This window comes from Bacillota bacterium (assembly GCA_023511455.1).
Lineage (GTDB): Bacteria > Armatimonadota > HRBIN16 > HRBIN16 > HRBIN16 > HRBIN16.
This window is the reverse complement of record JAIMBJ010000005.1, coordinates 122,786-146,508: the sequence shown is the minus strand read 5'-3', so window position 1 is coordinate 146,508 and position 23,723 is coordinate 122,786. Positions and strand designations below refer to the sequence as shown.

Here is a 23,723-nt window from a genome sequence, read left to right as displayed (position 1 = left end):
CACTATGCCACAGTTTGTATACAACGCGGTAGACCCTTCCGGGCGCACCCTGCGCGGGATTATGGAAGCCGACGACGAGCGTCTGGTGCTGGCGTGGCTGCACGAACAACACTACCATGTACTGAGCGTGCAGCCCAGGCGCAGGGGGCTGAGCCTGGCTTTCCTGAAAGACCTGAACCGTTCCAAAAAGGTGAAACTGCTGGAGCTGGTGATGTTCAGCAGGCAGTTCGCCACGATGATTGACGCCGGCATTCCCATCCTGAAGAGCCTCGACGCACTGGAAACGCAGACCAAAAACCCCGCACTGCGTGAGGTCATCGGTGCGGTGCGTCAGGATGTGAAAGGCGGGATGTCTCTCGCCGACGCGCTCAGCAAACATCCACAGGTCTTCTCCAAACTGTACGTGAACATGGTGCGTGCCGCCGAGGTGGGCGGTATTCTGGACCAGATACTGGACCGTCTGGCACAGTTTCTGGAGAAAGAGCTGGAGGTCCGCCAGAAAATCAAGTCGGCGATGATGTATCCGGTGCTGGTGTTGATATTCTCGATGGTGATGGTGTTCGCCCTGTTCACGTTCGTGCTGCCCCGGTTCAAGGAGATTTTCGCCAGCATGAACGTGAAGATGCCCCCGGCGACCCAATTCCTGTTCAACCTGAGCGACTATGCGGTCGCCTACTGGTATATACCGCCCGCGCTGCTGGTCGGGGCGTTTGTGTTTATCAAGCAATACGGCAAGAACCCGAAAGGACGGTATCGGATTGACCTCGTGAAGCTGCGATTGCCTATCATCGGCGACCTGGTGTTGAAAATGAGTATCTCGCGCTTCGCACGCACGTTCGGGGTGTTAATTGCCAGCGGCGTGTCGATGATGCGCTCGCTGGAGATTGTGGCGGAAACCGCAGGCAACAGCGTGCTGGCGACCGCCATCGATAATGCGCGTAACGGCGTGCGCGAGGGACAGAAGCTCAGCACACCACTGGGCGCCAGCGGGCTGTTCCCGACGATGGTCACCCACATGATCGACGTGGGCGAGGAGACGGGTCGCCTCAGCGACATGCTGGTGAAGGTCTCTGACTTCTACGAGAAGGAGGTGGACGCCACCGTCAAGGGGCTGACCTCCATGATCGAGCCCATGCTCATCATCTTTTTGGGCGTGATCGTGGGCTTCATCGCCATCTCCGTGATGACGCCTATCTTCACGCTGGTCAGCAACATTAACTAACCATCTGTCTCGGCGGGCGAGCCTCGCGCCGAGCCCAACGAGCCTCCTCCATACGGGAGCAATGCGTCCGTGGCAGCGGAGCCGCCGCAGGGGGCTAAAGGCTCAGGCGGAGCGTCGCCCGCCAGATGGTTCCGAGCGAAAAGCCTACCCCTCCTCGCACAGCACACCCTCTTCGCCTGCCTCAGCGACGATGTCGCTGAGGGTCGTGCTGCGGAACGACTGTTCCACCAGCTCCCAGGCGTTGTCCAATCGCTGATGTAACGGACACAGCCTGTCCTGATGTGCTTTCAGCTTCAACGGGCACGAGGTGATGCGTGGGATGGGGTCTACTGCCTGAACCACCTCGTAGATGGTAATCTCGTCTGCTGGTTTTGCCAGCGCAAATCCCCCACCCAGCCCCCGGCGCGAGGTGATTAAACCAGCACGGCTTAAGCCCTGCAATACCTTTGCCAGATAACCTATCGGCACGCGGGTCACCCGTGCAATCTGCTGGTTGGTATGCGACTGATCGGGGTGCTGTGCCAGATACACCATCGCCCGCAAAGCGTATTCTGCCGTTTGAGAAATCATTTTTCCGCTTTCCTCGCATTACAGACCTTGACATCTATTTTATCACGCTGGTATAATAAAATCAAATTGGATAAGTATATATTCTTATCCAAATACATGATGGAGGGTGATAACCATGGGATACACGAGACTCTGGCTCGCGCTGGCGGCGGTCCTGCTCGCCTCGTTTGGGGTGCTGGGATACTACGGCTTTGAAATCTACCAACAGGCTCCTCCCATTCCCCAGCGCGTGGTGACCTCAGACGGGCGGGTGATTTTCACGCGACAGCAGATTCAGCAGGGACAGAATGTGTGGCAATCTCTGGGTGGACAGGAAGTTGGCTCCATCTGGGGACATGGCGCTTACGTCGCCCCGGACTGGTCGGCGGACTGGTTGCACCGCGAGGTGATATGGATGCTGGATACTCTGGCGAAAGAGCGATACGGTCTCTCCTACTCCTCGCTACCCCCTGAGAAACAGGCTCCTCTTCGCGAACAGGTCAAGCGCGAGATACGCACTAACACCTACGACCCGCAAACAGGCGACCTGGTGGTTTCGCCTCTCCGGGCGCAGGCGATATGGGCAGTCGGGACACACTACGCTTCTCTGTTCGGCAGCGATCCTGAAATGGCTTCCCTGCGACAGGCGTATGCCATCCCGCCCAACAGCGTGCGAGACCCTGCCCGCATCAAGGCTTTGAACGCCTTCTTCTTCTGGGCGGCGTGGGCGTGCGGCACGAACCGCCCGGGCAGCAACGTGACCTACACCAATAACTGGCCTCATGAGCCTCTCATTGACAACCACCCCACCAGCGCGATCGTGCTGTGGTCAATCATCAGCGTTGTCGCGTTGCTGGCAGGTGTGGGAGGCATGGTGTGGTACTTTGCCGCCCGCCGACGTGAAGAGCAGGGAGACGTTGTATCGGAAAAGAACCCCCTGAGCAGTCTGCAGATTACCCCATCGATGCATGCCACGCTGAAGTACTTCTGGACGGTTGTGGCGTTGTTTCTGGCGCAGGTGCTATTTGGTATCCTCACTGCCCACTATAGCGTGGAAGGATTGGGGTTCTTCGGTATCCCGCTGGCGCGATACCTGCCTTATGCCGTGGTGCGTACGTGGCACGTACAACTGGGTATCTTCTGGATTGCCACTGCCTGGCTGGCGACCGGGCTGTTTGTCGCGCCGACGGTATCGGGCTACGAACCGAAGTTCCAGAAGCTAGGGGTGAATCTGCTGTACGTGGCGCTGCTGGTCATTGTGGTGGGTTCAATGGCAGGGCAGTGGTTTTCCATCCAGCAAAGGATGGGACTGGCAACCAGCTTCTGGTTTGGTCACCAGGGTTACGAGTACGTGGACCTCGGTCGCTTCTGGCAAATACTGTTGCTGGTTGGCCTGTTCCTGTGGCTGGGCATGGTGGGCAGAGCGCTTTTACCCGCGCTGCGCGCCCGCTCCGATAGCCGCAGTCTGCTGGCGCTGTTCCTACTGTCTACCCTGGCCATCGGCTCGTTCTACGGGGCTGGTCTGATGTGGGGACGACATACCCACCTTGCGATGGCGGAATACTGGCGATGGTGGGTGGTGCACCTCTGGGTAGAAGGTTTCTTCGAAGTGTTCGCCACCGCAGTCATCGCCTTCCTGTTCAGCCGAATGGGGCTGGTAAAGGTCTCCACAGCCACCAGTGCCGCGCTGTTCACCGCCACTATCTATCTGACAGGCGGTATTATCGGCACGATGCACCACCTGTACTTTACCGGCACGCCCACCGCTGTTCTGGCGTGGGGAGCTACATTCAGCGCACTGGAGGTGGTGCCTCTAGTATTGGTGGGCTTCGAGGCGTATGAGAATCTGAAGCTCAGTACTGTCCGTCCGTGGGTGCAGGCATTCCGCTTGCCCATTCTCTTCTTCGTCGGCGTCGCCTTCTGGAACATGGTGGGCGCGGGGCTTTTCGGTTTCCTGATTAACCCACCCATTGCCCTTTACTACATGCAGGGACTGAATACCACGCCCGTACACGGTCACACCGCCCTGTTCGGTGTGTACGGTCTGCTTGGTCTGGGCTTGATGCTCTTCTGTCTGAGAGCTTACACGATGAACCGGCAGTGGGATACCCGCAGTCTGCGCTTCAGCTTCTGGGCGATGAATGTCGGGCTGGCGCTGATGGTGCTGTTGAGTGTGCTGCCGGTGGGGTTGCTGCAGGCGGCGGCGAGTATCGATCAGGGACTGTGGTACGCTCGTTCGGCAGAGTTTCTGCAACAACCTCTCTTGCAGACGTTGCGCTGGATGCGAGTCATCGGCGACAGCGTATTTACGCTGGGGGCGCTAGCACTGGCATGGTTCATCGCGGGCCTTCAGACGGGATGGTCTTACCAGCCCATTGAAGAGCGTGTACCCGTACGCGAGGGTGAACCCGTGCATGGCAGGTAATCGAAAAAGCCAATCACAAGGAGACAAACCATGGAGAAACCGTACCTTTACTTGGCAAACCTGGCGCAGCAGGTGGAAATCCCGCCCGACGGCATCCTGAGCCGCACGTTGTATCAGGACGAACACGTGAAGGTGGTGCTGTTCGGCTTCGACGCAGGTCAAGACCTTTCCGAGCATACCGCCTCTATGCCCGCCCTGCTCCACTTCGTGCAGGGCGAAGCTGAGTTGACACTTGGCACCGACCGATGCACCGCTACCGCCGGCACGTGGGTGTACATGACGCCCAATCTGCCCCACAGCGTGGTCGCCAGGACGCCGGTGGTGATGTTGCTGGTTCTACTCCGACAACAGGACAAACAGTCGTAAGGCGGAGTAGCAGCAACGGCTTCGACGGAGCGTATCCGTCCCTGCCTTCACGGCAGGTGGGTGCGCTCCGCCAAAAACCTTTTTCCCAATCACACTCTGGCGATATGTGCTACCTTCGGTTGTACCAGCCGCTCGAAGTCCTTGTATGCCATCCGTATGACCTCAATGTGGGAGCCCGCGTTGAAGGCGATTTCCTCATCTTCGGCGAGGCTGGCGTCGGTATACACCTCCATGCCGTACAGGTTGCCGAAGGGTGGCATCGCCCCCGTCTCGCATTCGGGGAACAGATACTGGAACTCCTGTTCGGTCGCGAGTTCGGCGCGTTGTGCGCCCGCCGCCTGCTTCAGCGCGTCCAAATCCACCCGCCGCGTCGCAGGCAGCACCGCCATCGCCATCTTACCGTCCAGCTTCACCATCACCGTCTTGGCAAAATCCTTGCCCCGGATATGCGCGGAGGCGGCAACCTCCTGCGAGGTATAGGCGCGCGAGTGTGTGATGGTCACGTACTTCACATGGTGGCTGTCGAGGAACTCTTTCAATTTGCGCGCAGGCACGCTTTGCACCCCCTTGTGCCTTGAAATGTGGGCAACAGTATAGTAATACGAAAAACGAAACCTGTCAAGCAAAGGAAAAGGCGGACAGGGTTCCCAAGTCACAGTCTCCAGAACTACTTCAGGTTTACCGATATTTTTAACAGGTGTACGATGATGGCAGGAATCGCGCTTCATTCGCGAATCGGGGGACGTTTAGGCAAATACAGCGACCTCATCATGGCGATAGCGGTGCTGGGCGTGGTGGTCATGCTCATCGTGCCGTTGCCGGAGTGGTTGCTGGATACCTTGCTGGTGGTGAACCTGGCAGGCGCAGCGCTGATATTTCTCACTACCCTTTATGTTCAGGAACCACTTCAGTTTTCGGTGTTCCCTTCCCTGTTGCTGATTGCTACCCTGTTTCGCCTTTCGCTGAACATCGCCGCCACCAAGCTGATTCTGGGCACCGGTTCCGCCGGGCGCGTGATTGAAGCATTTGGAAACTTCGTGGTCGGTGGCGATTATGTGGTGGGCGTGGTGGCTTTTCTCATCCTGGTCATCGTGCAGTTTGTGGTCATTACCAACGGTGCAGGGCGTGTGGCGGAGGTGGCTGCCCGCTTTACACTGGACGCCATGCCGGGCAAGCAGATGGCGATCGACGCCGACCTGAACGCTGGTCTCATCACCGAAGAGCAGGCAAAGGAGCGGCGCAAGGCGATTGAAGAGGAGGCGGACTTCTACGGCGCGATGGACGGTGCCAGTAAGTTCGTTCGGGGCGATGCCATCGCGGCGGTGCTTATTATCATCATTAACATCGTGGGCGGTTTCCTGATAGGCTTGCGTAACGGGCAGGGCGATGCAATGACCATCCTGCGCACTTACACCCTGCTGACTGTTGGTGAAGGACTGGTGGCACAGATACCCGCCCTGTTCATCTCTACCGCAGCAGGTATTCTGGTCACCCGCACGGCGACACAGACCCACATCGGGCAAGACCTGTTTTCTCAGCTCTTCTCGCGCGCTCGCCCGGCGTGGATTGTGGCTGGGATGCTGGTCACGATGGCGCTGGTGCCGGGCTTTCCCATCATCCAGCTGTTGCTGCTGGCGGCGGCGCTGGGGGGAATCGGCTACGTGGTCACGCAGGGTCACAGGGCACGCTCCCGCCGCGCGGAAACCGCGCCCAAACGCCAGCCTGCGCCCGAGGCGCCAAAGGGACCGGAGGCGGTGTTGCCGCTGCTGACCGTTGACACGATAGAACTGGAGCTGGGTCTGGGTCTGCTGGGGCTGGTGGACGCTTCGGCAGGCGGCGACCTGGTGGAGCGTATCAACCTCATCCGCCGTCAGACTGCGCTGGAGCTGGGTATCGTACTGCCGTCGGTGCGCATCCGTGACAACCTGCAACTGAAGAACGAGCAATACGCCATCAAGATTAAGGGTGAGACGGTGGCAACCGGCGAGGTACGTCCGCAATACCTGCTGGCGATGGGCGCAGACGATCCTCAGCAGATGGAATCTCTGGGCGGCATTCCCACTCGCGAGCCTGCCTTTGGCTTGACTGCACACTGGATACCCGTTAGTCGGCGCGATGCCGCAGAGATGATGGGATACACCGTCGTGGAGCCTTCGGCAGTGGTGGCAACACACCTGACCGAAGTCATCAAACAGCACGCGGCGAACATCCTGACCCGCCAGGACGTGCAAACCCTGCTCGATCACACGAAGCAGCAGAACGCCGCGGTGGTGCAGGAGCTGGTTCCCGACCTGATGACCGTTGGCGAGGTACAAAAAGTGCTGCAGCACCTGTTGCGCGAGCGTATCCCCATCCGCGATTTGGGCACGATTCTGGAAACCCTGGCGGACTACGCCCCCCGTACCAAAGACCCCGACCAGCTGGGCGAGCTGGTGCGCGCCGCACTCGCCCGCACAATTACGCGACAGTATCTGTCCAGCGACGGCACCCTGTATGTGATGACGCTGGAGCCATCACTGGAGGGGCGACTGCGTGAAAGCGTCCAGCCCACCGCCTCGGGGTTGCAGCTGGCTATCGATACCGCCTTCGCCAGCGCGCTGTTGCGGGAAATCGGCGCTCAGGTAGAGCAAATGGCAACAATGGGCTACGTGCCGGTCATTCTCTGTTCGTCGCAAATCCGACTTCCTCTGCGCAGGCTAATAGAGCGATCAATGCCGTCGGTGGCATGCATCGCCTACAACGAAGTGGCAAGCGGAGTGCCAGTTGAGGCGGTGGCAGTGGTCTCCGTACCGATGTTCGCAGGGGTATCTCAGGCAGCTTAGGAGGAGGAAAATGGCAAATATCCGCAAATACCAGGCAAAGACGATAACCGAAGCGCTGGCAATGGTTCGCGCGGATTTGGGACGCGACGCGGTCATTGTGCAAACACGCAAGGTCAACAAGCGCGTGCTGGGCGTGTGGGGACGCGAGATGGTCGAAGTCTGGGCGACCGACAACCCCGACCTCGAGAGCCTGCGACGCCCGCAAAAGCCCACCGCGTCCACGCTGACGCCTCCGGATACGCAGGAATCAACCTCTCGCATCGAGCAGCTGGAGAACGAGATACAGAACCTGAAAGCCATGATTGCCCAGCTTGCCCGGCAGGGCGTGGCGGTCGTTTCCAACAATGTGCCCGTTGGCACACCGGCACACAACCGCTGGCTACAGCTGCTGATAGAGTCGGGGGTGGAAGAGACCATCGCTCGCGAACTGCTACAGTCCATCTCCGAAGATGCCCTCTCGGAGAGCGCGCTGCAGTCAGTGATTGCCGAGCGGTTAACCACCTCGGGTGCCATTACCCTGCAGGAGGCGCAGCCAAAGGTAGTGATGCTGGTGGGACCGACGGGCGTGGGCAAGACCACCACCATCGCCAAACTGGCGGCTCAGTATGCGCTCCTGCAAAAACGCCGCGTGGGACTGATTACCATCGATACCTACCGCATCGCCGCGGTGGAGCAACTGCGCACCTACAGCCAGATTATCGGTGTGCCCATCCGCGTGGTATACAGCAGTAGCGAACTGCCTGCCGCCGTACGCGAGTTCTCCAGCATGGACATCGTGTTCGTGGATACCGCCGGACGCAGCCAGCGCAACAGTATGCAGATTGGCGAGCTCAAAGCCTGTTGCGAACGGCTCAGCGATTGCGAAGTGCATCTGGTGCTGAGCAGCACGACCAAAACACATGACCTGTATGACATCGTCCAGCGATTTTCGGTAATGCCTCTGCACCGCGTGGTATGGACGAAGCTGGATGAGAGCACCACCTTTGGCAACATCCTGAACGTGGCAGTGAAGCATCCCCTGCCCATCTCGTATGTGACGACGGGACAGCGTGTGCCAGAGGATGTCGAGGTGGCGGAGGCGAATAAGCTGGCGTCACTGGTGTTGGGCGTTTGCTCCGCCCACGCTTCTATCCTGACGCCAGCCGCATGAGTATAGCGCTATCCATCATCATCGTCAACTGGAACACGCGCGAGCACCTGCGTGCTTGTCTGCGCTCCATCTTCGCATATCCCCCCCGCGAGCCGTTCGAGGTGTGGGTCGTGGATAACGCCTCATCCGACGGCAGCGTGCAAATGGTGCACGAGCAGTTCCCGCAGGTGCGCCTGATTGCCAACGAGCAGAACCTGGGCTACGGCAAGGCGAATAATCAGGCGCTGCGACAGGCTCAGGGCGAATTCGCGCTGATACTGAATAGCGACATCGAGGTCATGCCCGACGCCCTGCAAGCCCTGATCGATTTCATGCGCCAGCATCCTGAAGCCCACGCCGCCGGCGGGCAGCTTATTCTACCGGACGGGAGCATCCAGACTTCCTGCTCGGAACGGTTGACCCTGTGGGCGGTGTTCTGCGAGCAGAGCCTGCTGGCTAAAGCCTTCCCCAGAACGCGCCTGTTTGGGGGATATACCCTCTCCTGGTGGAGCTACGATAGCGTGCGCGAAGTGGAGCAGGTAGTGGGGGCATGCCTGATGCTGCGCCGACAAGCAGATGGTCGCTTCCCCCTGTTCGACGAACGCTATTTCATGTATGCCGAGGACACCGAGCTGTGTCATCGCATCCGTCGGGCAGGTGGGCGTATCTACTATGTGCCCCATGCGAAGTTCAAGCACCACCTGGGCGCCAGCAGCGAGCAGGAATCGGTGCGTACGGAGATGGTGAAAGCGTACAACCGAAGCCGTATCCTCTTCTTCCGCGAGGTATACGGCGCATGGAGCGTGCCTGTGTATCGTCTTCTCATCGCGATGGGGGCATTGTTGAGGATGGTGCTGTGGATGTGGGCATGGCTGGTGGGCAAACCCAACCGCCACCATGCTGCCCGCCACGTCGCCATGTTCCGGGAGGTTTTGCAGGATGCACTCGGTCTTTCACGTGGAAAAGTTCCAGAGGTTGCAAATAGAACATAAACTGCGGTAAAATAACTGCACGCACACGGTTCCAAAGGCGCCCGTGTCGTTCGTGCGAAAGCACGCACCAGCGACAACGGGCGTTATTTGTCCTGCAGGTAAGGACTTATTTCAAGTATTGCGTGACAAGGAGCTGGTAGAAGAGGATGCATTATTACGGATTACCACTACCAGAAGGTCTGTATCACCCCGAGCATGAGCACGACGCCTGCGGGGTAGGCTTTGTGGTCAACATTCAAGGCAAGAAGTCGCACGCTATTGTCGAACAGGGCATCCAGATTCTGGAAAACCTGGTGCACCGGGGCGCGTCTGGCAGTGACCCCGAAACGGGTGACGGCGCAGGCATCCTGATCCAGATACCGCACCGTTTCTTCCTGCGTGTGCGTGATGGGAACCTGCCCGATGAAGGTTATTATGGCGTGGGCATGGTTTTCCTGCCCCGCGATGAGCGCGACCGTGCCCTGTGCGAGGCGGCTATTGAGACCGTAACGAAAGAAGAAGGGCAGCTGTTTTTGGGATGGCGCGATGTACCTGTAGACAATACCGTCATCGGCAGCGCGTCGCGGGCGGTCGAGCCGGTCATCAAACAGTTTTTCATCGGGCGAGCAAAGCACCTGCCAGATCAGGAAGCGTTTGAGCGCAAGCTGTTTGTTATCCGCAAGGTGATTGAGAACCGTGTAGTTCGTCTGCACCTCAAACAGCCCGAATACTTTTACATCTGCAGCCTATCATCGAGAACGATTGTGTACAAAGGACTGTTGCTGGCGCACCAGATCAGTGGGTTCTACCTGGACCTCGCAGAGCCAGATGTCGTCACCGCGCTTGCCCTGGTACATCAGCGGTTCAGCACCAACACCTTCCCCACCTGGCCGCTGGCACACCCTTACCGCATGATTGCTCACAACGGGGAAATCAACACCTTGCGCGGTAACCGCAACTGGATGCGTGCCCGCGAGGCTCAACTGCGTTCGCCGCTGTTTGGCGACGACGTAAAGAAGCTGACCCCGCTGGTGACGGAGACAGGCAGCGACTCCGCCACACTGGACAACGCGCTGGAGCTGCTGGTGCGGGGTGGGCGCAGTCTTGCTCATGCCATGCTGATGCTCATCCCCGAAGCGTGGGGCAACCACCAGTTCATGGACGAAGACCGCAAGGCGTTCTACGAGTACCATGCCTGCATCATGGAGCCGTGGGACGGCCCAGCGGCGGTGGCTTTCACCGATGGAAGGCAAATCGGTGCCATGCTCGACCGAAACGGCTTGCGCCCCGCGCGCTATCTGGTGACCAAGGATGACCTGGTGGTAATGGCATCCGAAACGGGGGTCATGGACATCCCCGATGAGAACATTCGCTCCAAGTGGCGGCTTCAGCCGGGCAAAATCTTTCTGGTCGATACCGAAGAGGGACGCATTATCGACGATGAGGAGATTAAAGACCGCATCGTCCACCAGAAGCCGTATCGGCAGTGGCTCATCCAGAACCGCATCGACTTGAGCAAGCTGCCCGACCCGCCGCATGTCTACCTGCCCAACCACGACACCATTCTGGAGCGGCAGAAGGTGTTCGGTTATACGCTGGAAGACCTGCACATGATTCTGGCGCCGATGGCTACCGACGGCGAAGAACCGGTTGGCTCAATGGGCAACGACACGCCAATCGCAGTGCTCTCGCAGAGACCGCAGCTGCTATACAACTACTTCAAGCAACTGTTCGCACAGGTCACTAACCCGCCCATCGACCACATCCGCGAAGAGATAGTGATGTCGCTGGCGGACTACATCGGCAAGGACGGTAGCCTGCTGGAAGAGACCCCAGAACACTGCAGGCAGCTGCGCATTGAGACACCCATCCTGACCAACGTGGAGCTGGAGAAGTTGCGCCACATCGAGGTGAACAACTTCCGTGCGCGCACGCTTTCGATGCTGTTCGACCCCGATACCGGCGCGGCAGGCATGGAGGTGGCTCTCACGCGCCTTTGCAAAGAGGCTAGCCGCGCCGTTGCCGAAGGGGTCAGCATTATCATCCTGTCGGACCGGGGCGTCGACCGCAATCATGCCCCGATCCCCGCCCTGCTGGCAACCTCGGCGGTGCATCACCACCTGATCCGCGAGGGCACGCGCACTGCGGTGGGGCTGGTGGTGGAATCGGGCGAGCCGCGCGAGGTGCACCACTTCGCCCTGCTCATCGGCTATGGGGCAAGCGCGGTGAACCCTTACCTGGTGTTTGAAACGCTGGCGGACATGAAGCGCGAGGGTATGCTGCCGGAAGAGCTGAGCTACGAGCAGGCGTGTAAAAACTTCATCAAGTCCATTAACAAGGGCTTGCTCAAGACGATGTCCAAGATGGGCATCTCCACCCTGCAGAGCTACCGCGGCGCGCAGATATTCGAAGCCATCGGCTTACATGAAGAGGTTATCGACAAGTACTTCACGCACACTGCCTCGCGCATCAGTGGCGTGAAGCTGGACGTCATTGCCGAGGAGACGCTGGCACGGCACCGCTTTGCCTACCCACCCGCGCCCGTACCGGAGAATCTGGACCTGGACCCAGGCGGCTGGTACAAATGGCGTCGCGGCGGCGAGTTCCATCAGATGAACCCCGACGTCATCGCCAAACTCCAGCACGCCGTACGCACCGGCAATTACCAGATTTACAAAGAATACGCCGAGCTGGTCAACCAGCAGAACGAGCAGCTGGCGACGCTGCGCGGATTGTTCAAGTTCAAGAAGGGCAACCCCATCCCCATCGAGGAGGTGGAACCCGTTAGTGAGATTGTGAAGCGGTTCGCCACCGGAGCGATGTCTCTGGGCTCCATCAGCAAGGAGGCGCACGAGACTCTGGCTATCGCCATGAACCGCCTGGGCGGCAAGAGCAATACCGGCGAGGGCGGGGAAGACCCCGAGCGCTACATCCCCCTTCCCAACGGCGACAGCAAGCGCAGCGCCATCAAGCAGGTGGCATCGGGGCGGTTTGGCGTCACCACCCACTATCTGGTGAACGCCGACGAACTGCAGATTAAGATGGCGCAGGGCGCAAAGCCCGGCGAGGGCGGACAGCTGCCCGGGCATAAAGTGAGCAAGTACATCGCCAAAGTGCGCCACTCCACACCGGGGGTGACGCTCATCTCGCCGCCGCCGCACCACGACATCTACTCGATCGAGGATTTGGCGCAGCTCATCTTTGACCTGAAAAACGTCAACCCCTACGCCCGCATCTCGGTGAAACTGGTGGCGGAAGTGGGAGTTGGCACAGTAGCGGCAGGCGTGGCGAAAGCGCACGCCGACCATATCCTCATCAGCGGTTTCGAAGGCGGTACAGGGGCGTCACCGCTGTCGTCTATCAAGCACGCGGGCATCCCGTGGGAGCTGGGCATCGCCGAGACGCAACAGGTGCTGGTGAAAAACGGGCTGCGCGGGCGTGTGGTGCTGCAAACCGACGGACAGCTGAAGACGGGACGCGACGTGGTGATTGCCGCCTTGCTGGGTGCGGAGGAGTTCGGTTTCTCCAGCGCGGCGCTGGTGGCACTGGGCTGCATCATGATGCGCGTGTGTCACCTGAACACGTGTCCCGTAGGCATCGCCACACAGGACCCTGTATTGCGCGAGCGGTTCGCCGGCAAACCCGAGCACGTGGTGAACTTCTTCACCTTCGTGGCGCAGGAAGTGCGTGAGATTATGGCGGAACTGGGCTTCCGCAAGTTCGACGACATGGTGGGGCGCGTGGACATGCTGGAGACGCGCGAAGCCATCGACCACTGGAAGGCGAAGGGTGTGGACGTGAGCCTGCTACTGCAAAAGCCCGATGTGCCACCCGATACGCCCCTTCGCTGTGTGGAGAAACAGAACCACGGTCTGGAGAAGCAGATAGACATCCAGCTGCTGGAGCTGTGCAAGCCTGCTCTGGAACGTGGCGAGCGGGTGGAGCTGAGCCTGCCCATCCGCAACTGCAACCGCACGGTGGGCACGATGCTCAGCGGCGAGATTGCCCGACGCTACGGCGAGGAGGGTCTACCCGACGACACCATCCGCATCCACTTCAAAGGCTCCGCCGGGCAGAGCTTCGGTGCTTTCCTGCACAACGGCGTGACACTCATCCTGGAAGGCGACGCCAACGACTATCTGGGCAAGGGCATCTCCGGCGGGCGCATCATCGCCTATCCGCCAAAGGAGAGCGACTTCCCACCGCATGAGAACATCATCGCGGGCAACACACTGCTATATGGAGCCACAGGCGGAGAGGTGTTCCTGAGCGGTGTGGTGGGTGAACGCTTCGCGGTGCGCAATAGCGGCGCCAGGGCGGTGGTCGAGGGTGCAGGCGACCATTGCTGTGAATATATGACCGGCGGCGTGGTGGTGGTGCTGGGCAAAACCGGACGCAACTTCGCCGCGGGCATGAGCGGCGGAATCGCCTTCGTATGGGACATCGACGGGCTGTTCGACAGGCGCGTGAATTTCGGCGGCGGCTCGATCTTGCTGGAACCGGTAGAGGACCCCGAGGATATTTCCCTGCTACGCGACCTTGTGGAGCGACACCATCGCTATACCGGCAGCGCGCGCGCCAAAGAGGTGCTGGAGCGCTGGAACGAAGTGCTACCGCAGTTTGTGAAGGTCATTTCGGTAGAGTACAAGACCGTGCTGGCAGAGATGGCACGAGAGCAATCCGCCGAGCAGATGGTGATGGACTGAGGTGGTGGACGCATGGCTGACCCAAAAGGCTTTCTAAAGTATACACGCGAAACCGCGCCCTACCGACCGGTGGAGGAGCGCAAGCGAGACTGGCTGGAAGTGCATACGCACATGCCGCCCGAGCGTCTGCAACAACAGGCGGCTCGATGCATGGACTGCGGCGTGCCTTTCTGCCATCTGGGTTGTCCACTGGGCAATATCATCCCCGACTGGAACGACCTGGTATACCGCAGCAAATGGCACGAGGCACTGCGCCGCCTGCACGCCACCAACAACTTCCCGGAGTTCACCGGTCGTTTGTGCCCCGCGCCCTGTGAAACCGCGTGCGTGCTGGGCATCAACCAGCCTGCGGTCACCATCAAACAGATCGAGGAACACATCATCGAGTACGGTTTCGAGAAAGGCTGGGTACAGCCGGAACCCCCGCCGGTGCGCACGGGCAAGCGAGTGGCGGTGGTGGGGTCGGGACCGGCAGGGCTTGCAGCGGCACAGCAACTTAACCGCGCTGGCCACTGGGTGACGGTGTTCGAACGCGCCGACCGCATCGGGGGATTGTTGCGTTACGGCATCCCCGATTTCAAACTCGATAAGAAAATCCTGGATCGCCGACTGCAGCTGATGGAGGCGGAGGGGATAGACTTTCAGCCCGGCGTGAATGTGGGGGTGGACGTTACTACCAAGGAGCTGCTGGCGGCGTTCGACGCAGTGGTGTTAACAGGTGGTTCCACCATCCCGCGCGACCTGAAGGTGCCCGGACGCAATCTGAAAGGCATCCATTTCGCCATGGAATACCTGACCCAGCAGAACCGCGTGAACGCTGGCGACCATATTCCCCCTGAGCAACGCATTACTGCCGAGGGCAAGCGCGTGGCGATTATCGGTGGAGGCGATACCGGGGCGGACTGCCTGGGCACCGTCATCCGGCAGGGTGCGAAGGAGGTCTACCAGATTGAATTGATGCCCAAGCCCCCGCTGGAACGCGATGAGATCACCCAGCCCTGGCCGACCTACCCTATGATCCTGCGCACCTCCAGCGCGCATGAGGAGGGCGGCATCCGCGAGTGGAGCATCAATACCAAATGGTTCGAAGGCGACGAACACGGCAACGTCAGGCGGTTGCACGCGGTGCGGCTGGAATGGTACACAGATTCCAGCGGCAGACGGCAGTTCCGCGAGATACCTGGCAGCGAGTTCAGTCTGGATGTGGATCTGGTGTTGCTGGCGATGGGCTTCCTGCACCCGCAGCATGATGGCTTGCTGGATTCGCTGGGCGTAGAGTATGACGAGCGCGGCAACGTAAAGACCATCAATTACGCCACTTCGGTGCCAGGTGTATTCGCCGCGGGCGATATGCGCCGGGGACAGTCGCTGATTGTGTGGGCGATTAGCGAGGGACGTGAGGCAGCGCACTACGTGGACAAGTACCTGATGGGGCGCACTTACCTGCCCCTCACCGGCGCGAAACTGTTGTGATGCCCGCCCTTCCCGCCTGCGGGGGCAAGGACATTTTCACCAAAACCCAGTGCATCCCTTGCCCTGTGCCCCAGAGGTTTGGTATACTGTAGTGGCGCGAACGCGCGAGGCGTTCGCGAACTTTTTGTGTCATCCATACCGGAAGGGGTTGAAATATGGCATCGGCACAACAGATACTCGCCGAAATCACCAAAGACCAGCTGCGCACCGACCTGCCCGAGTTCGGTCCGGGCGACACGGTACGCGTGCACGCGAAGGTCATCGAGGGCAACAAAGAACGCATTCAGGTATTTGAGGGCGTGGTTATCGCTCGCAAACACGGCGGTATTAACGAAACCTTCACCGTGCGCAAGATTTCGCACGGCGTCGGTGTCGAGCGAACCTTTATGCTTCACTCCCCGCGTATCGACAGGATAGAAGTGGTACGCAGGGGTAAAGTACGCCGCGCCAAACTGTACTACCTGCGCAAGAAGATCGGTAAAGCCGCACGAATCAAGGAACTGCGTACGCCACGATGACCGGCGAATGGGTAGAGTGGATAGCGAACCTTAACGTTCGCTATGTCTTGCTCATCTCGGCTGTTCTCACGCTGGTACGCCTGGGGCTGACGCCATGGAACACGCGCTCGGTGCGCTCGCCTGATGTCAGGTTGTCCCCGGTGTATAGCCCCAGGCTGTACGCGCTGAACGAACTGGTCGAGTCGGCAGTGCTCGCCTTTATTCTGGTGTTCCTGGTCATCCGTCCGTTTATCGTGCAGGCTTTCTATATCCCCTCAGGCTCCATGCGCCCCACCCTGCTGGAGGGCGACCGCATTCTGGTCGACAAGTTTACCCTGCGCTTGCGCGAGCCCATCGCCGGTGATATTCTGGTGTTCAAAGCGCCGCCGGAGGCAGACCCGCGCGAGATTGAGTTCATCAAGCGGTGCGTGGGTGTACCCGGCGATGTGATAGAGATACGCGACGGAGTGCTCTACCGGAACGGTACCCCGGTTCGTGAACCGTACATCGCCAGCCCACCGGAATATAACCTCAAGATTATCGGCGGACACGTGTACGAAATCAACCGCTACGGCGAGGTCATGGAGAACAATCAGATTATCCTTGACCCTCACCGCGAGGCTTACGTCCGTGAATCTCCCTCCGAAAAGATTCCGCCCGGCAAGCTGCTGATGCTGGGTGATAATCGCAATGATAGCAACGACGGACACAAGTGGGGACTGCTCGACCGTAACAGGGTGGTGGGCAAGGCATGGATTCTCTTCTGGCCGCCCCAGCGCATTCGCATTGTGCGTTGAACTCTCTGGTTGCCGGAGTGGATGAGGCAGGACGTGGTTGCCTCGCGGGTCCGGTGGTTGCCGCCTGTGTAGTGCTCCCAGCGGATGTCGGTGCAGAGGGGCTTCCGCTGTTCATCCGCGACTCCAAAAAGCTCTCCCCTGCGCACCGCGAGCAAGCCTGTCGCTGGATATACCGCCACGCACTGGTCGTCTCAGTGGGACTGGCAACCGTCGCGGAGATCGAGCAACTGAACATCCTGAAGGCGTCCCTGCTGGCAATGAGGCGTTCGGTGGAGTCGTCTCCTGTGCCCCTGCATATGGTGCTGGTGGATGGGTCTCACGTCCCCGCCGGACTGCCGTATCCCGCGCAAGCCGTCATCAACGGCGATGAACTGGTCCCTGTGATTAGCGCAGCCTCTATTGTGGCAAAGGTGGTACGGGACCACCTGATGGCACAGCTGGACAGGCTGTTTCCGCAATATGGTTTCGCCCGTCACAAAGGCTACGGTACCGCACAACATCGGCAGGCGATCGAGCAGTTCGGTCTCTGTCCCCAGCACCGCGTGAGCTTCTGTGCACACCAGCCTCGCCTGCCTCTGGAGAATCACAATGGACAACCGTGAGACGGCGCGTGCCGGTGAGCAAATCGCCGCACAGTATCTCCGGCAAAAGGGCTGCACGGTGTTACAACGCAACTGGCGATGTCCGTATGGTGAAGTGGATATCATCGCGCAGGAGGGCGACACGATACTCTTTGTGGAGGTGAAAGCACGCCATAATGTAGAGTATGCCATGCCTCGTGAGGCAGTAGACGAGCGCAAACAAGCCCGCCTGCGCCAATGCGCAGAAGTGTATCTCAGCCTGTTCTGCCCTGATTCTCCGTGCCGTTTCGATGTGGTCGAGGTGTGGTGGCAATCGGGCAAGACGTACGTCCGCTGGCTTCGCGAAGCTTTTTGAAAGCACACTCGCAAATGTGCAGGAATACTGAAAGGCAAGGAGAAAAGAGTAAAGCCAACTGTTCCTCAGCCGTGAAGCGGAGGGAGGAGAGATGAACAACCGGAATCGCTCCGGGGCAACGGTTTCAATATGGCGCATCGTCCTGCTCAACCTGACGCTGGCGCTCGTGTATTTCGTGCTGGCAAGGGTGGGCTTGCAGTTCGCCTACGTCCAGGAGATGGCGACACTCATCTGGATGCCCACAGGACTGTCGCTGGCGGCGGTACTGCTGGGCGGGTATCAGCTCCTGCCAGGTGTGGCTCTCGGTGCGTTTTTAACAGTCCTTGCGAGTCCGGTTCCGTTGTGGGTCTGCTTCGCCACATCCGCAGGGAATACACTGGAGGCGTTTCTGGGCGCCTTCTTCCTCACCCGTTTTACCGACTTCCAGATTTCCTTCCCCCGTATCCGGGATGTTCGGAACTTCTTACTGTGGGCGGCTCTGCTCAGCACCACCGCAAGCGCTACCGTTGGGGTGGGTTCACTTTGCACAGCGGGCATTGTTGCATGGGAGCAGTTCCCGAAGGTGTGGCTGATATGGTGGCTGGGAAACGTGGTGGGAGGTCTGCTGATCGCTCCCCTGATACTGGTATGGAGCCGTTTACCCCGCTGGCAACTGGACGGCTGGCTGGAGTTTGCGCTGGTGCTTGCGCTTACCGGTCTGGTCACCCTTGCCGTTTTCGGTGGCTGGATACTCTCCGCCGGCGTGAAACCCTACCCTCTGGTCTTCCTTGCGTTTCCCTTACTCATCTGGGGAGCATTGCGGTCTGAGCAGCATGGTTGCACCGCCGCGAACTTCGTCGCGGCAGCACTGGCTGCCTGGATGACGGTCATGGGCAAGGGTCCGTTCGCCAGCTTCGGCTTGCAGGAGAGCGTCGCCCTGTTGTGGGTGTTTATCACGGTGACCACTGTGCCTGCGCTGCTACTTGCCGCCTCCGTCAGCGAGCGACACCATGCCCAAAAAGCCCTCCAGCAAGCCTATGACCAGATCAACCAGATTATCAACAACGCGCCGGGTGTCGCCGTTCAGGGCTACGACCACGAGGGGAGGGTGCTGTTCTGGAACAGGGCTTCCGAAGAACTTTACGGCTTCACCGAGCAGCAGGCGCTGGGCAGGCGATTAGGAGAGTTTCTGCTTTCGGAAGAGGATGCCAGGGAGTTCGACCAGATGGTGCAGCGCACCCTGAAGACAGGGCAACCTGCCCCACTACGGGAATGGGAGACGCGAACTGCCTCCGGTGCCCCTCGTTATATTCTCTCCTCGCTGTTCCCCGTCCGCCTTGAAGCGGGGCAGACCCAGATAATCTGCATGGATATCGACATCACCGAGCGCAAGCGGCTTGAAAGCGAACTATTTCGTGCTCAACGTCTGGACAGCATCGGGCGACTGGCAGGGGGGATCGCCCACGATTTCAATAACCTGCTGACCGCAATCATGAGCTACGCAGACCTTGCCATCGCGCGCCTGCCCGAGCAACATCCCGCCGTGGACGACCTGAAACGCCTGCTGGACACCGCCAACCGTGCGGCAGACTTGGCGAAACACCTGCTGGCATTTGCCCGCCGCCAGACGTTGTCGCCACAGGTTATCGACCTGAACCAGATTATCTACGACATCGCCCCGCTGATTACGCGTTTGATTGGGAAGCAGGTAGACCTGAGAATACTGACCGAGCCTGCCCTTAAGAGGGTCAAAGCAGACCCAGCGCAGATAGAGCAGGTTATCCTGAACCTCGCCATCAATGCCCGCGATGCCATGCCAGAGGGTGGAGTGCTGACGATCGAAACCGCAAACGTCGTGCTGGGTGAGGCTGATGTGCAATCCCACCCCGACCTGTCCCCCGGAGAATACGTGAGGTTGTCGGTGCGTGATACCGGCGTCGGCATGGAACCCGAACAGATGGAACATATCTTCGAGCCTTTCTACACCACTAAAGGCGAAAGAGGCACCGGTTTGGGGTTGGCGGTGGTGTATGGAGTGGTGAAGCAAAGTGGTGGTCACATCACCGTAGAGAGCAAGCCCGGACAGGGCAGCACGTTCCACATATACCTTCCCAGCGTTCCTGCCGAATCCTAGTGCCCCCTCGCAGACAACCGTTTGAACCCCTTCACCCTACACAAGAAGCCCTTTTAAACCGAAGATTTTACCGGTATGAATCTCACACCAAGCGGAGGGAACTCGCATGAGCGCGGCAACGATGACCGCAACCGCCGAAAGGCAGGTTGTTGCGTTTCGTCTGGGCAACGAGACATACGCTATTGACATTTCGTATATCCACGAAATCATCCGCATGAAGGAAATCACCTTCGTGCCGCGTGCGCCTCATTACATGCGCGGGGTCATCAACTTGCGCGGGCGTATCGTACCGGTGATGAGCCTCAGCGCACGGCTGGGTTTGCCTGTTCAGGAAGAAACTCCCCAGTCGCGCATCATCGTGGTAGAGGTGAACGGCGAAAGCATTGGCATGATTGTGGATGCCGTCTCAGAGGTGCTTCGGCTGCCCGAAGACCATATCGAGCCACCCACCCAGATGGCAGGCACCGAAAGCGCAGATTACATCAGCGGGTTAGGAAAGGTCAACGACAAGCTGGTGCTGCTGCTGGATGTGGAAAAAGTGGTGGAACAGCAATAGAGGCTCCGCTGACCAGCATAGAATCTCTTTGCCGCGAGGTTGCGTATGATGGATACTGGCGAATACATTGCGCTGTTTCTGGAGGAGGCTGCCGAACAGATTAACATTCTGGAGCAGGACATCCTGCTGCTGGAGCAATCGCCTTCTCAGGATGTGTTGAACGAGATATTTCGGGCTGCCCACACCCTGAAGGGGTCATCGCGCGCGATGGGCTTCACCGCCATGGGAGAGCTCACCCACGCGATGGAGGATGTTTTCGATGCCCTGCGCAAAGGTGAAATCAATGTCAGTACGTCGCTGGTGAACCGCCTTTTCGACGCACTGGATACCCTCAAAGCCATGCGCGACCAGATTGCGGAGGGCGGCACATCCAACATCGACTGTGATGAACTGGTGCAGAGTCTGCGCAACGCCCTGCAGGAAACCACCACCGACATATCAGCAGCGAATACACCATCATCGGCGCAACCACAAGCCCCAGCCGAACTGGTTCTGCAGGAGCACCAGCGAGAAGCCGCATTGACGGCTATCGACAACGGGCTGCAGGTCTATCACTTTACCGTGCGGCTGGCGGAAGATACGCTGATGAAGTCGGTACGCGCGCTGATGGTGCTGCAGGCGATAGACGCCAGCGGTGGCGCCGTAATCGCGTCGTACCCTGACGAGGACGCGCTGGATAACGAACAGTTCGACGACTCGTTCCAGCTCCTCGTCGCCACGGATAAGCCCATCGAGCATCTGCGAAGCGCGCTGATGGGCATCAGCGAGATACGGGACGTGGAGGTATCGCCCTGGCAGGAGGCTACCGCCGCTGTTCCGGCGCAACCTGCCCCCCGCGCCGAGCAAGGGCCGCAAAAGGTGCTGGATTCGCCCGTCGCCCAGACAACAGGGCCGCGCCCCGAACCTCCCATTTCCTCTGAAGGCGAAACGGAGAAGACCACCAGCCGCACACCCGCTATGTCCCAGACGGTAAGGGTGGATGTAGCGCGTCTGGACACGCTGTTAAACCTTGTCGGGGAGCTGGTGATCGACCGTACCCGCATTGCCCAGCTGGGGCGCGAATTCGAGGCGCGTTCCCAGCACGATGACCTCGTGGACAGTCTTCTGGAAGCGGCGGGACACATCGGGCGCATCACCGATGAGCTGCAGGAACACATTATGAAAGCGCGCATGTTGCCCATCGAGCACGTGTTCAACCGCTTCCCGCGCATGATACGCGACCTCGCCCAGAAGTTCGGCAAAGAGGTACGGCTGGTCATGGAAGGTCAGGAAACCGAGCTCGACCGCTCGGTGATTGAAATCATCAGCGACCCGCTGATACACATGCTGCGCAACAGCGTGGACCACGGCATCGAGCCGCCCGAAGTGCGCGAGGCGGCGGGCAAACCCCGTCAGGGAACCATTCGCCTGAGCGCACGGCACGAAGAGAACTACATCCTGATCGAGATAGAAGATGACGGCAAGGGGATGGACCCTGCGCAGCTGCGGGAGGTGGCGGTACGCAAAGGTATTCTCACTCGCGATGCAGCGGAAAGGTTGAGCGACCGCGAGGCACTGAGCCTCATCTTCGCGCCCGGCTTCAGCACCGCCAAAGAGGTTACAGAAGTATCCGGCAGGGGCGTGGGGATGGACATCGTGCGCAACAATATCCAGCGTGTCGGAGGCATTGTGGATATAGATAGCACTCCTGGCCAAGGCACCCGCATCTCTGTCCGCCTGCCCCTCACTCTGGCGATTATCCGTGCGCTGCTGGTGCGCGTGAACGGACAGGTCTATGCCATCCCGCTCAGCTCCGTGCTGGAAACGCTCAAGATCGAGCCCGAAATGGTGCAGTTTGTCGGTATGCGCCCGACCATCGTGCTGCGCGGACGCACGCTGCCGCTCATCAGCCTGAAGGCACACTTCTACGATGAGGATTTCTCCGCACGCTCCTGCCGCGGTGAAGAGCCCATGTTTGTGGTGGTTGTTGGGCTGGGTGAACGGCAGGTCGGGCTGGTGGTCAGCCACCTGATTGGCGAGCAGGAGATAGTGATTAAGTCGCTCAGCCGGTACCTTGGGGAGATTGGCGGCGTCTCCGGCGCGACCATCCTGGGCGACGGGCGCGTTGCCCTGATTCTGGAGGTGGCAGACCTTTTCCACAACGTGTCGGCACGTGCCGCCTGAATGAGGAAAGGAGAAGGAGAAAACGATGGGAGAGCTGTCTTACATGTCAGCATCCAGTGTCATCGACACAAAACATCTGGAGGAAGCCATCCGCGAGAGCCTCGAGCGCCTGCCTCCCATGCCTGCGGTCATCACCAGGGTGATGGAGATGACTAACGACCCGAACTGCGGGGTGCAGGACCTGCAAAAGGTTATCAGCATGGACGAGGTGCTCTCCTCGAAAGTGCTGCGTCTGGTGAACTCGGCGAGATACGGCTTCCCCAAACGCATCACCACGTTATCCCATGCCGTCATTCTGCTGGGTTTCGAGACCATTCGTAATCTGGCGATAGGTGTCGCTGCCGTGCGCCTGGTCTTGCGACACGGCGCCAGCTCGCCGGTAAACCGGCAACGGTTCTGGGAACACTCTCTGGAGACAGCGCTGGCGGCTGCCGCGCTTGCCAAGCATCTACGCAAAGACCTGATTATGCGCGAGGAAATGTTCCTCACAGGTCTGCTACACGATTTGGGCATTCTGTTCCTGAGCCAGAACTTTCCAGCCGAGTATCGGGCAGTCGTAGAGCGAAGCGAGTGCCTGGAGGCCGTCTACCCGTTAGAGCAAGAACTGCTGGGCATCACACACGCTGAGGTCGGCGCGAGGATGGCGGAACACTGGAACCTCCCCCCTGTGTTCGCAGAGGTGATGCTGCACCATCACGACCCGATAGAGGATTCCCCCTTCTTCCATCAGGTAGGCGCGGTGTATCTGGGCGACAGGTTGTCGGGTAGCATTGCTGCCGAAGCCCCCCCCGAACAGATGCCAGACCTGCCTGTTCATCTCTGTGAGGTCTTCCGCATGGACAACAACTCGTGGAGCTGGTGCCGGCGTGAGGTGGAAATGCAGATGGATGCGGCGAGAGACTTTTTGCACATCCTCCAGTCTCCGTAGAGCGGGAAACACCGCTTTTATGGAACTATTCTAGTGGGGATACCGCCTAACTAATCGGTCGGCAGCACCG

The 23,723-nt window shown here is 59.5% G+C and carries 18 protein-coding genes; 16 read left to right on the top strand and 2 right to left on the bottom strand.

Translation table 11 applies throughout. The annotated features are described in order from the left end of the window. Positions 1 to 4 precede the first annotated feature (4 nt). Entirely contained in the window at positions 5 to 1,222 is a 1,218-nt protein-coding gene (locus tag K6U75_05300; GenBank protein ID MCL6474451.1) for a type II secretion system F family protein, read from the top strand. A gap of 144 nt (positions 1,223 to 1,366) precedes the next feature. Here K6U75_05300 and K6U75_05295 read toward each other — a convergent pair whose 3' ends face one another. Further along, positions 1,367 to 1,792, bottom strand: coding sequence for an Rrf2 family transcriptional regulator (locus K6U75_05295; protein ID MCL6474450.1), 426 nt, complete (start codon positions 1,790 to 1,792; stop codon positions 1,367 to 1,369). A gap of 115 nt (positions 1,793 to 1,907) precedes the next feature. Between K6U75_05295 and K6U75_05290 the strand changes: the two genes are divergently transcribed. Together K6U75_05290 and K6U75_05285 are read left to right on the top strand one after the other, a co-directional pair. Then, complete coding sequence (locus tag K6U75_05290) at positions 1,908 to 4,196, top strand: nitric-oxide reductase large subunit (protein ID MCL6474449.1); 2,289 nt, start codon at positions 1,908 to 1,910, stop codon at positions 4,194 to 4,196. Positions 4,197 to 4,226: 30 nt separating this feature from the next. Further along, complete coding sequence (locus K6U75_05285) at positions 4,227 to 4,562, top strand: cupin domain-containing protein (GenBank protein ID MCL6474448.1); 336 nt, start codon at positions 4,227 to 4,229, stop codon at positions 4,560 to 4,562. An 89-nt stretch (positions 4,563 to 4,651) separates the two neighbouring features. On the opposite strand, the gene K6U75_05280 is transcribed toward K6U75_05285, so the two are convergent. Next, positions 4,652 to 5,116, bottom strand: coding sequence for a YbaK/EbsC family protein (locus tag K6U75_05280; GenBank protein MCL6474447.1), 465 nt, complete (start codon positions 5,114 to 5,116; stop codon positions 4,652 to 4,654). A gap of 153 nt (positions 5,117 to 5,269) precedes the next feature. Here K6U75_05280 and flhA point away from each other — a divergent pair, with 153 nt between their 5' ends. From flhA to K6U75_05215, 13 genes are all read left to right on the top strand, one after another. Further along, entirely contained in the window at positions 5,270 to 7,384 is a 2,115-nt protein-coding gene (flhA, locus tag K6U75_05275) for a flagellar biosynthesis protein FlhA (protein MCL6474446.1), read from the top strand. A 10-nt stretch (positions 7,385 to 7,394) separates the two neighbouring features. Beyond that, entirely contained in the window at positions 7,395 to 8,534 is a 1,140-nt protein-coding gene (gene flhF, locus K6U75_05270; GenBank protein MCL6474445.1) for a flagellar biosynthesis protein FlhF, read from the top strand. Continuing rightward, complete coding sequence (locus tag K6U75_05265) at positions 8,531 to 9,505, top strand: glycosyltransferase family 2 protein (GenBank protein ID MCL6474444.1); 975 nt, start codon at positions 8,531 to 8,533, stop codon at positions 9,503 to 9,505. Before flhF ends, K6U75_05265 begins: the two co-directional genes overlap by 4 nt. Positions 9,506 to 9,651: 146 nt before the next feature. Next, positions 9,652 to 14,190 (top strand): glutamate synthase large subunit, encoded by a 4,539-nt coding sequence (gltB, locus tag K6U75_05260; protein MCL6474443.1) that lies wholly within the window; start codon positions 9,652 to 9,654, stop codon positions 14,188 to 14,190. Positions 14,191 to 14,202: 12 nt separating this feature from the next. Then, a complete protein-coding gene (locus K6U75_05255) occupies positions 14,203 to 15,663 on the top strand; it encodes a glutamate synthase subunit beta (GenBank protein ID MCL6474442.1) in 1,461 nt (486 codons plus the stop codon). 155 nt (positions 15,664 to 15,818) lie between these two features. Then, positions 15,819 to 16,181, top strand: a complete 363-nt coding sequence (gene rplS / locus K6U75_05250; protein MCL6474441.1) for a 50S ribosomal protein L19 — start codon at positions 15,819 to 15,821, stop codon at positions 16,179 to 16,181. Next, positions 16,178 to 16,957 carry a signal peptidase I gene (lepB, locus tag K6U75_05245; GenBank protein ID MCL6474440.1) on the top strand — a complete coding sequence of 260 codons (780 nt, stop codon included), beginning with the start codon at positions 16,178 to 16,180 and terminating at the stop codon, positions 16,955 to 16,957. The genes rplS and lepB overlap by 4 nt, the downstream gene beginning before the upstream one ends. After that, positions 16,912 to 17,559, top strand: a complete 648-nt coding sequence (locus K6U75_05240) for a ribonuclease HII (GenBank protein MCL6474439.1) — start codon at positions 16,912 to 16,914, stop codon at positions 17,557 to 17,559. Before lepB ends, K6U75_05240 begins: the two co-directional genes overlap by 46 nt. After that, positions 17,546 to 17,893, top strand: coding sequence for a YraN family protein (locus tag K6U75_05235; GenBank protein ID MCL6474438.1), 348 nt, complete (start codon positions 17,546 to 17,548; stop codon positions 17,891 to 17,893). The genes K6U75_05240 and K6U75_05235 overlap by 14 nt, the downstream gene beginning before the upstream one ends. 91 nt (positions 17,894 to 17,984) lie before the next feature. Beyond that, a complete protein-coding gene (locus tag K6U75_05230) occupies positions 17,985 to 20,006 on the top strand; it encodes an MASE1 domain-containing protein (protein MCL6474437.1) in 2,022 nt (673 codons plus the stop codon). A gap of 121 nt (positions 20,007 to 20,127) precedes the next feature. Then, the gene (locus tag K6U75_05225) at positions 20,128 to 20,562 is read left to right on the top strand and encodes a chemotaxis protein CheW (protein ID MCL6474436.1); all 435 of its coding nucleotides are present in this window, start codon (positions 20,128 to 20,130) and stop codon (positions 20,560 to 20,562) included. Positions 20,563 to 20,607: 45 nt separating this feature from the next. After that, a complete protein-coding gene (locus K6U75_05220; GenBank protein MCL6474435.1) occupies positions 20,608 to 22,725 on the top strand; it encodes a chemotaxis protein CheA in 2,118 nt (705 codons plus the stop codon). 25 nt (positions 22,726 to 22,750) lie between these two features. Further along, positions 22,751 to 23,653, top strand: coding sequence for an HDOD domain-containing protein (locus K6U75_05215; GenBank protein ID MCL6474434.1), 903 nt, complete (start codon positions 22,751 to 22,753; stop codon positions 23,651 to 23,653). The last annotated feature ends 70 nt before the right edge of the window (positions 23,654 to 23,723 follow it).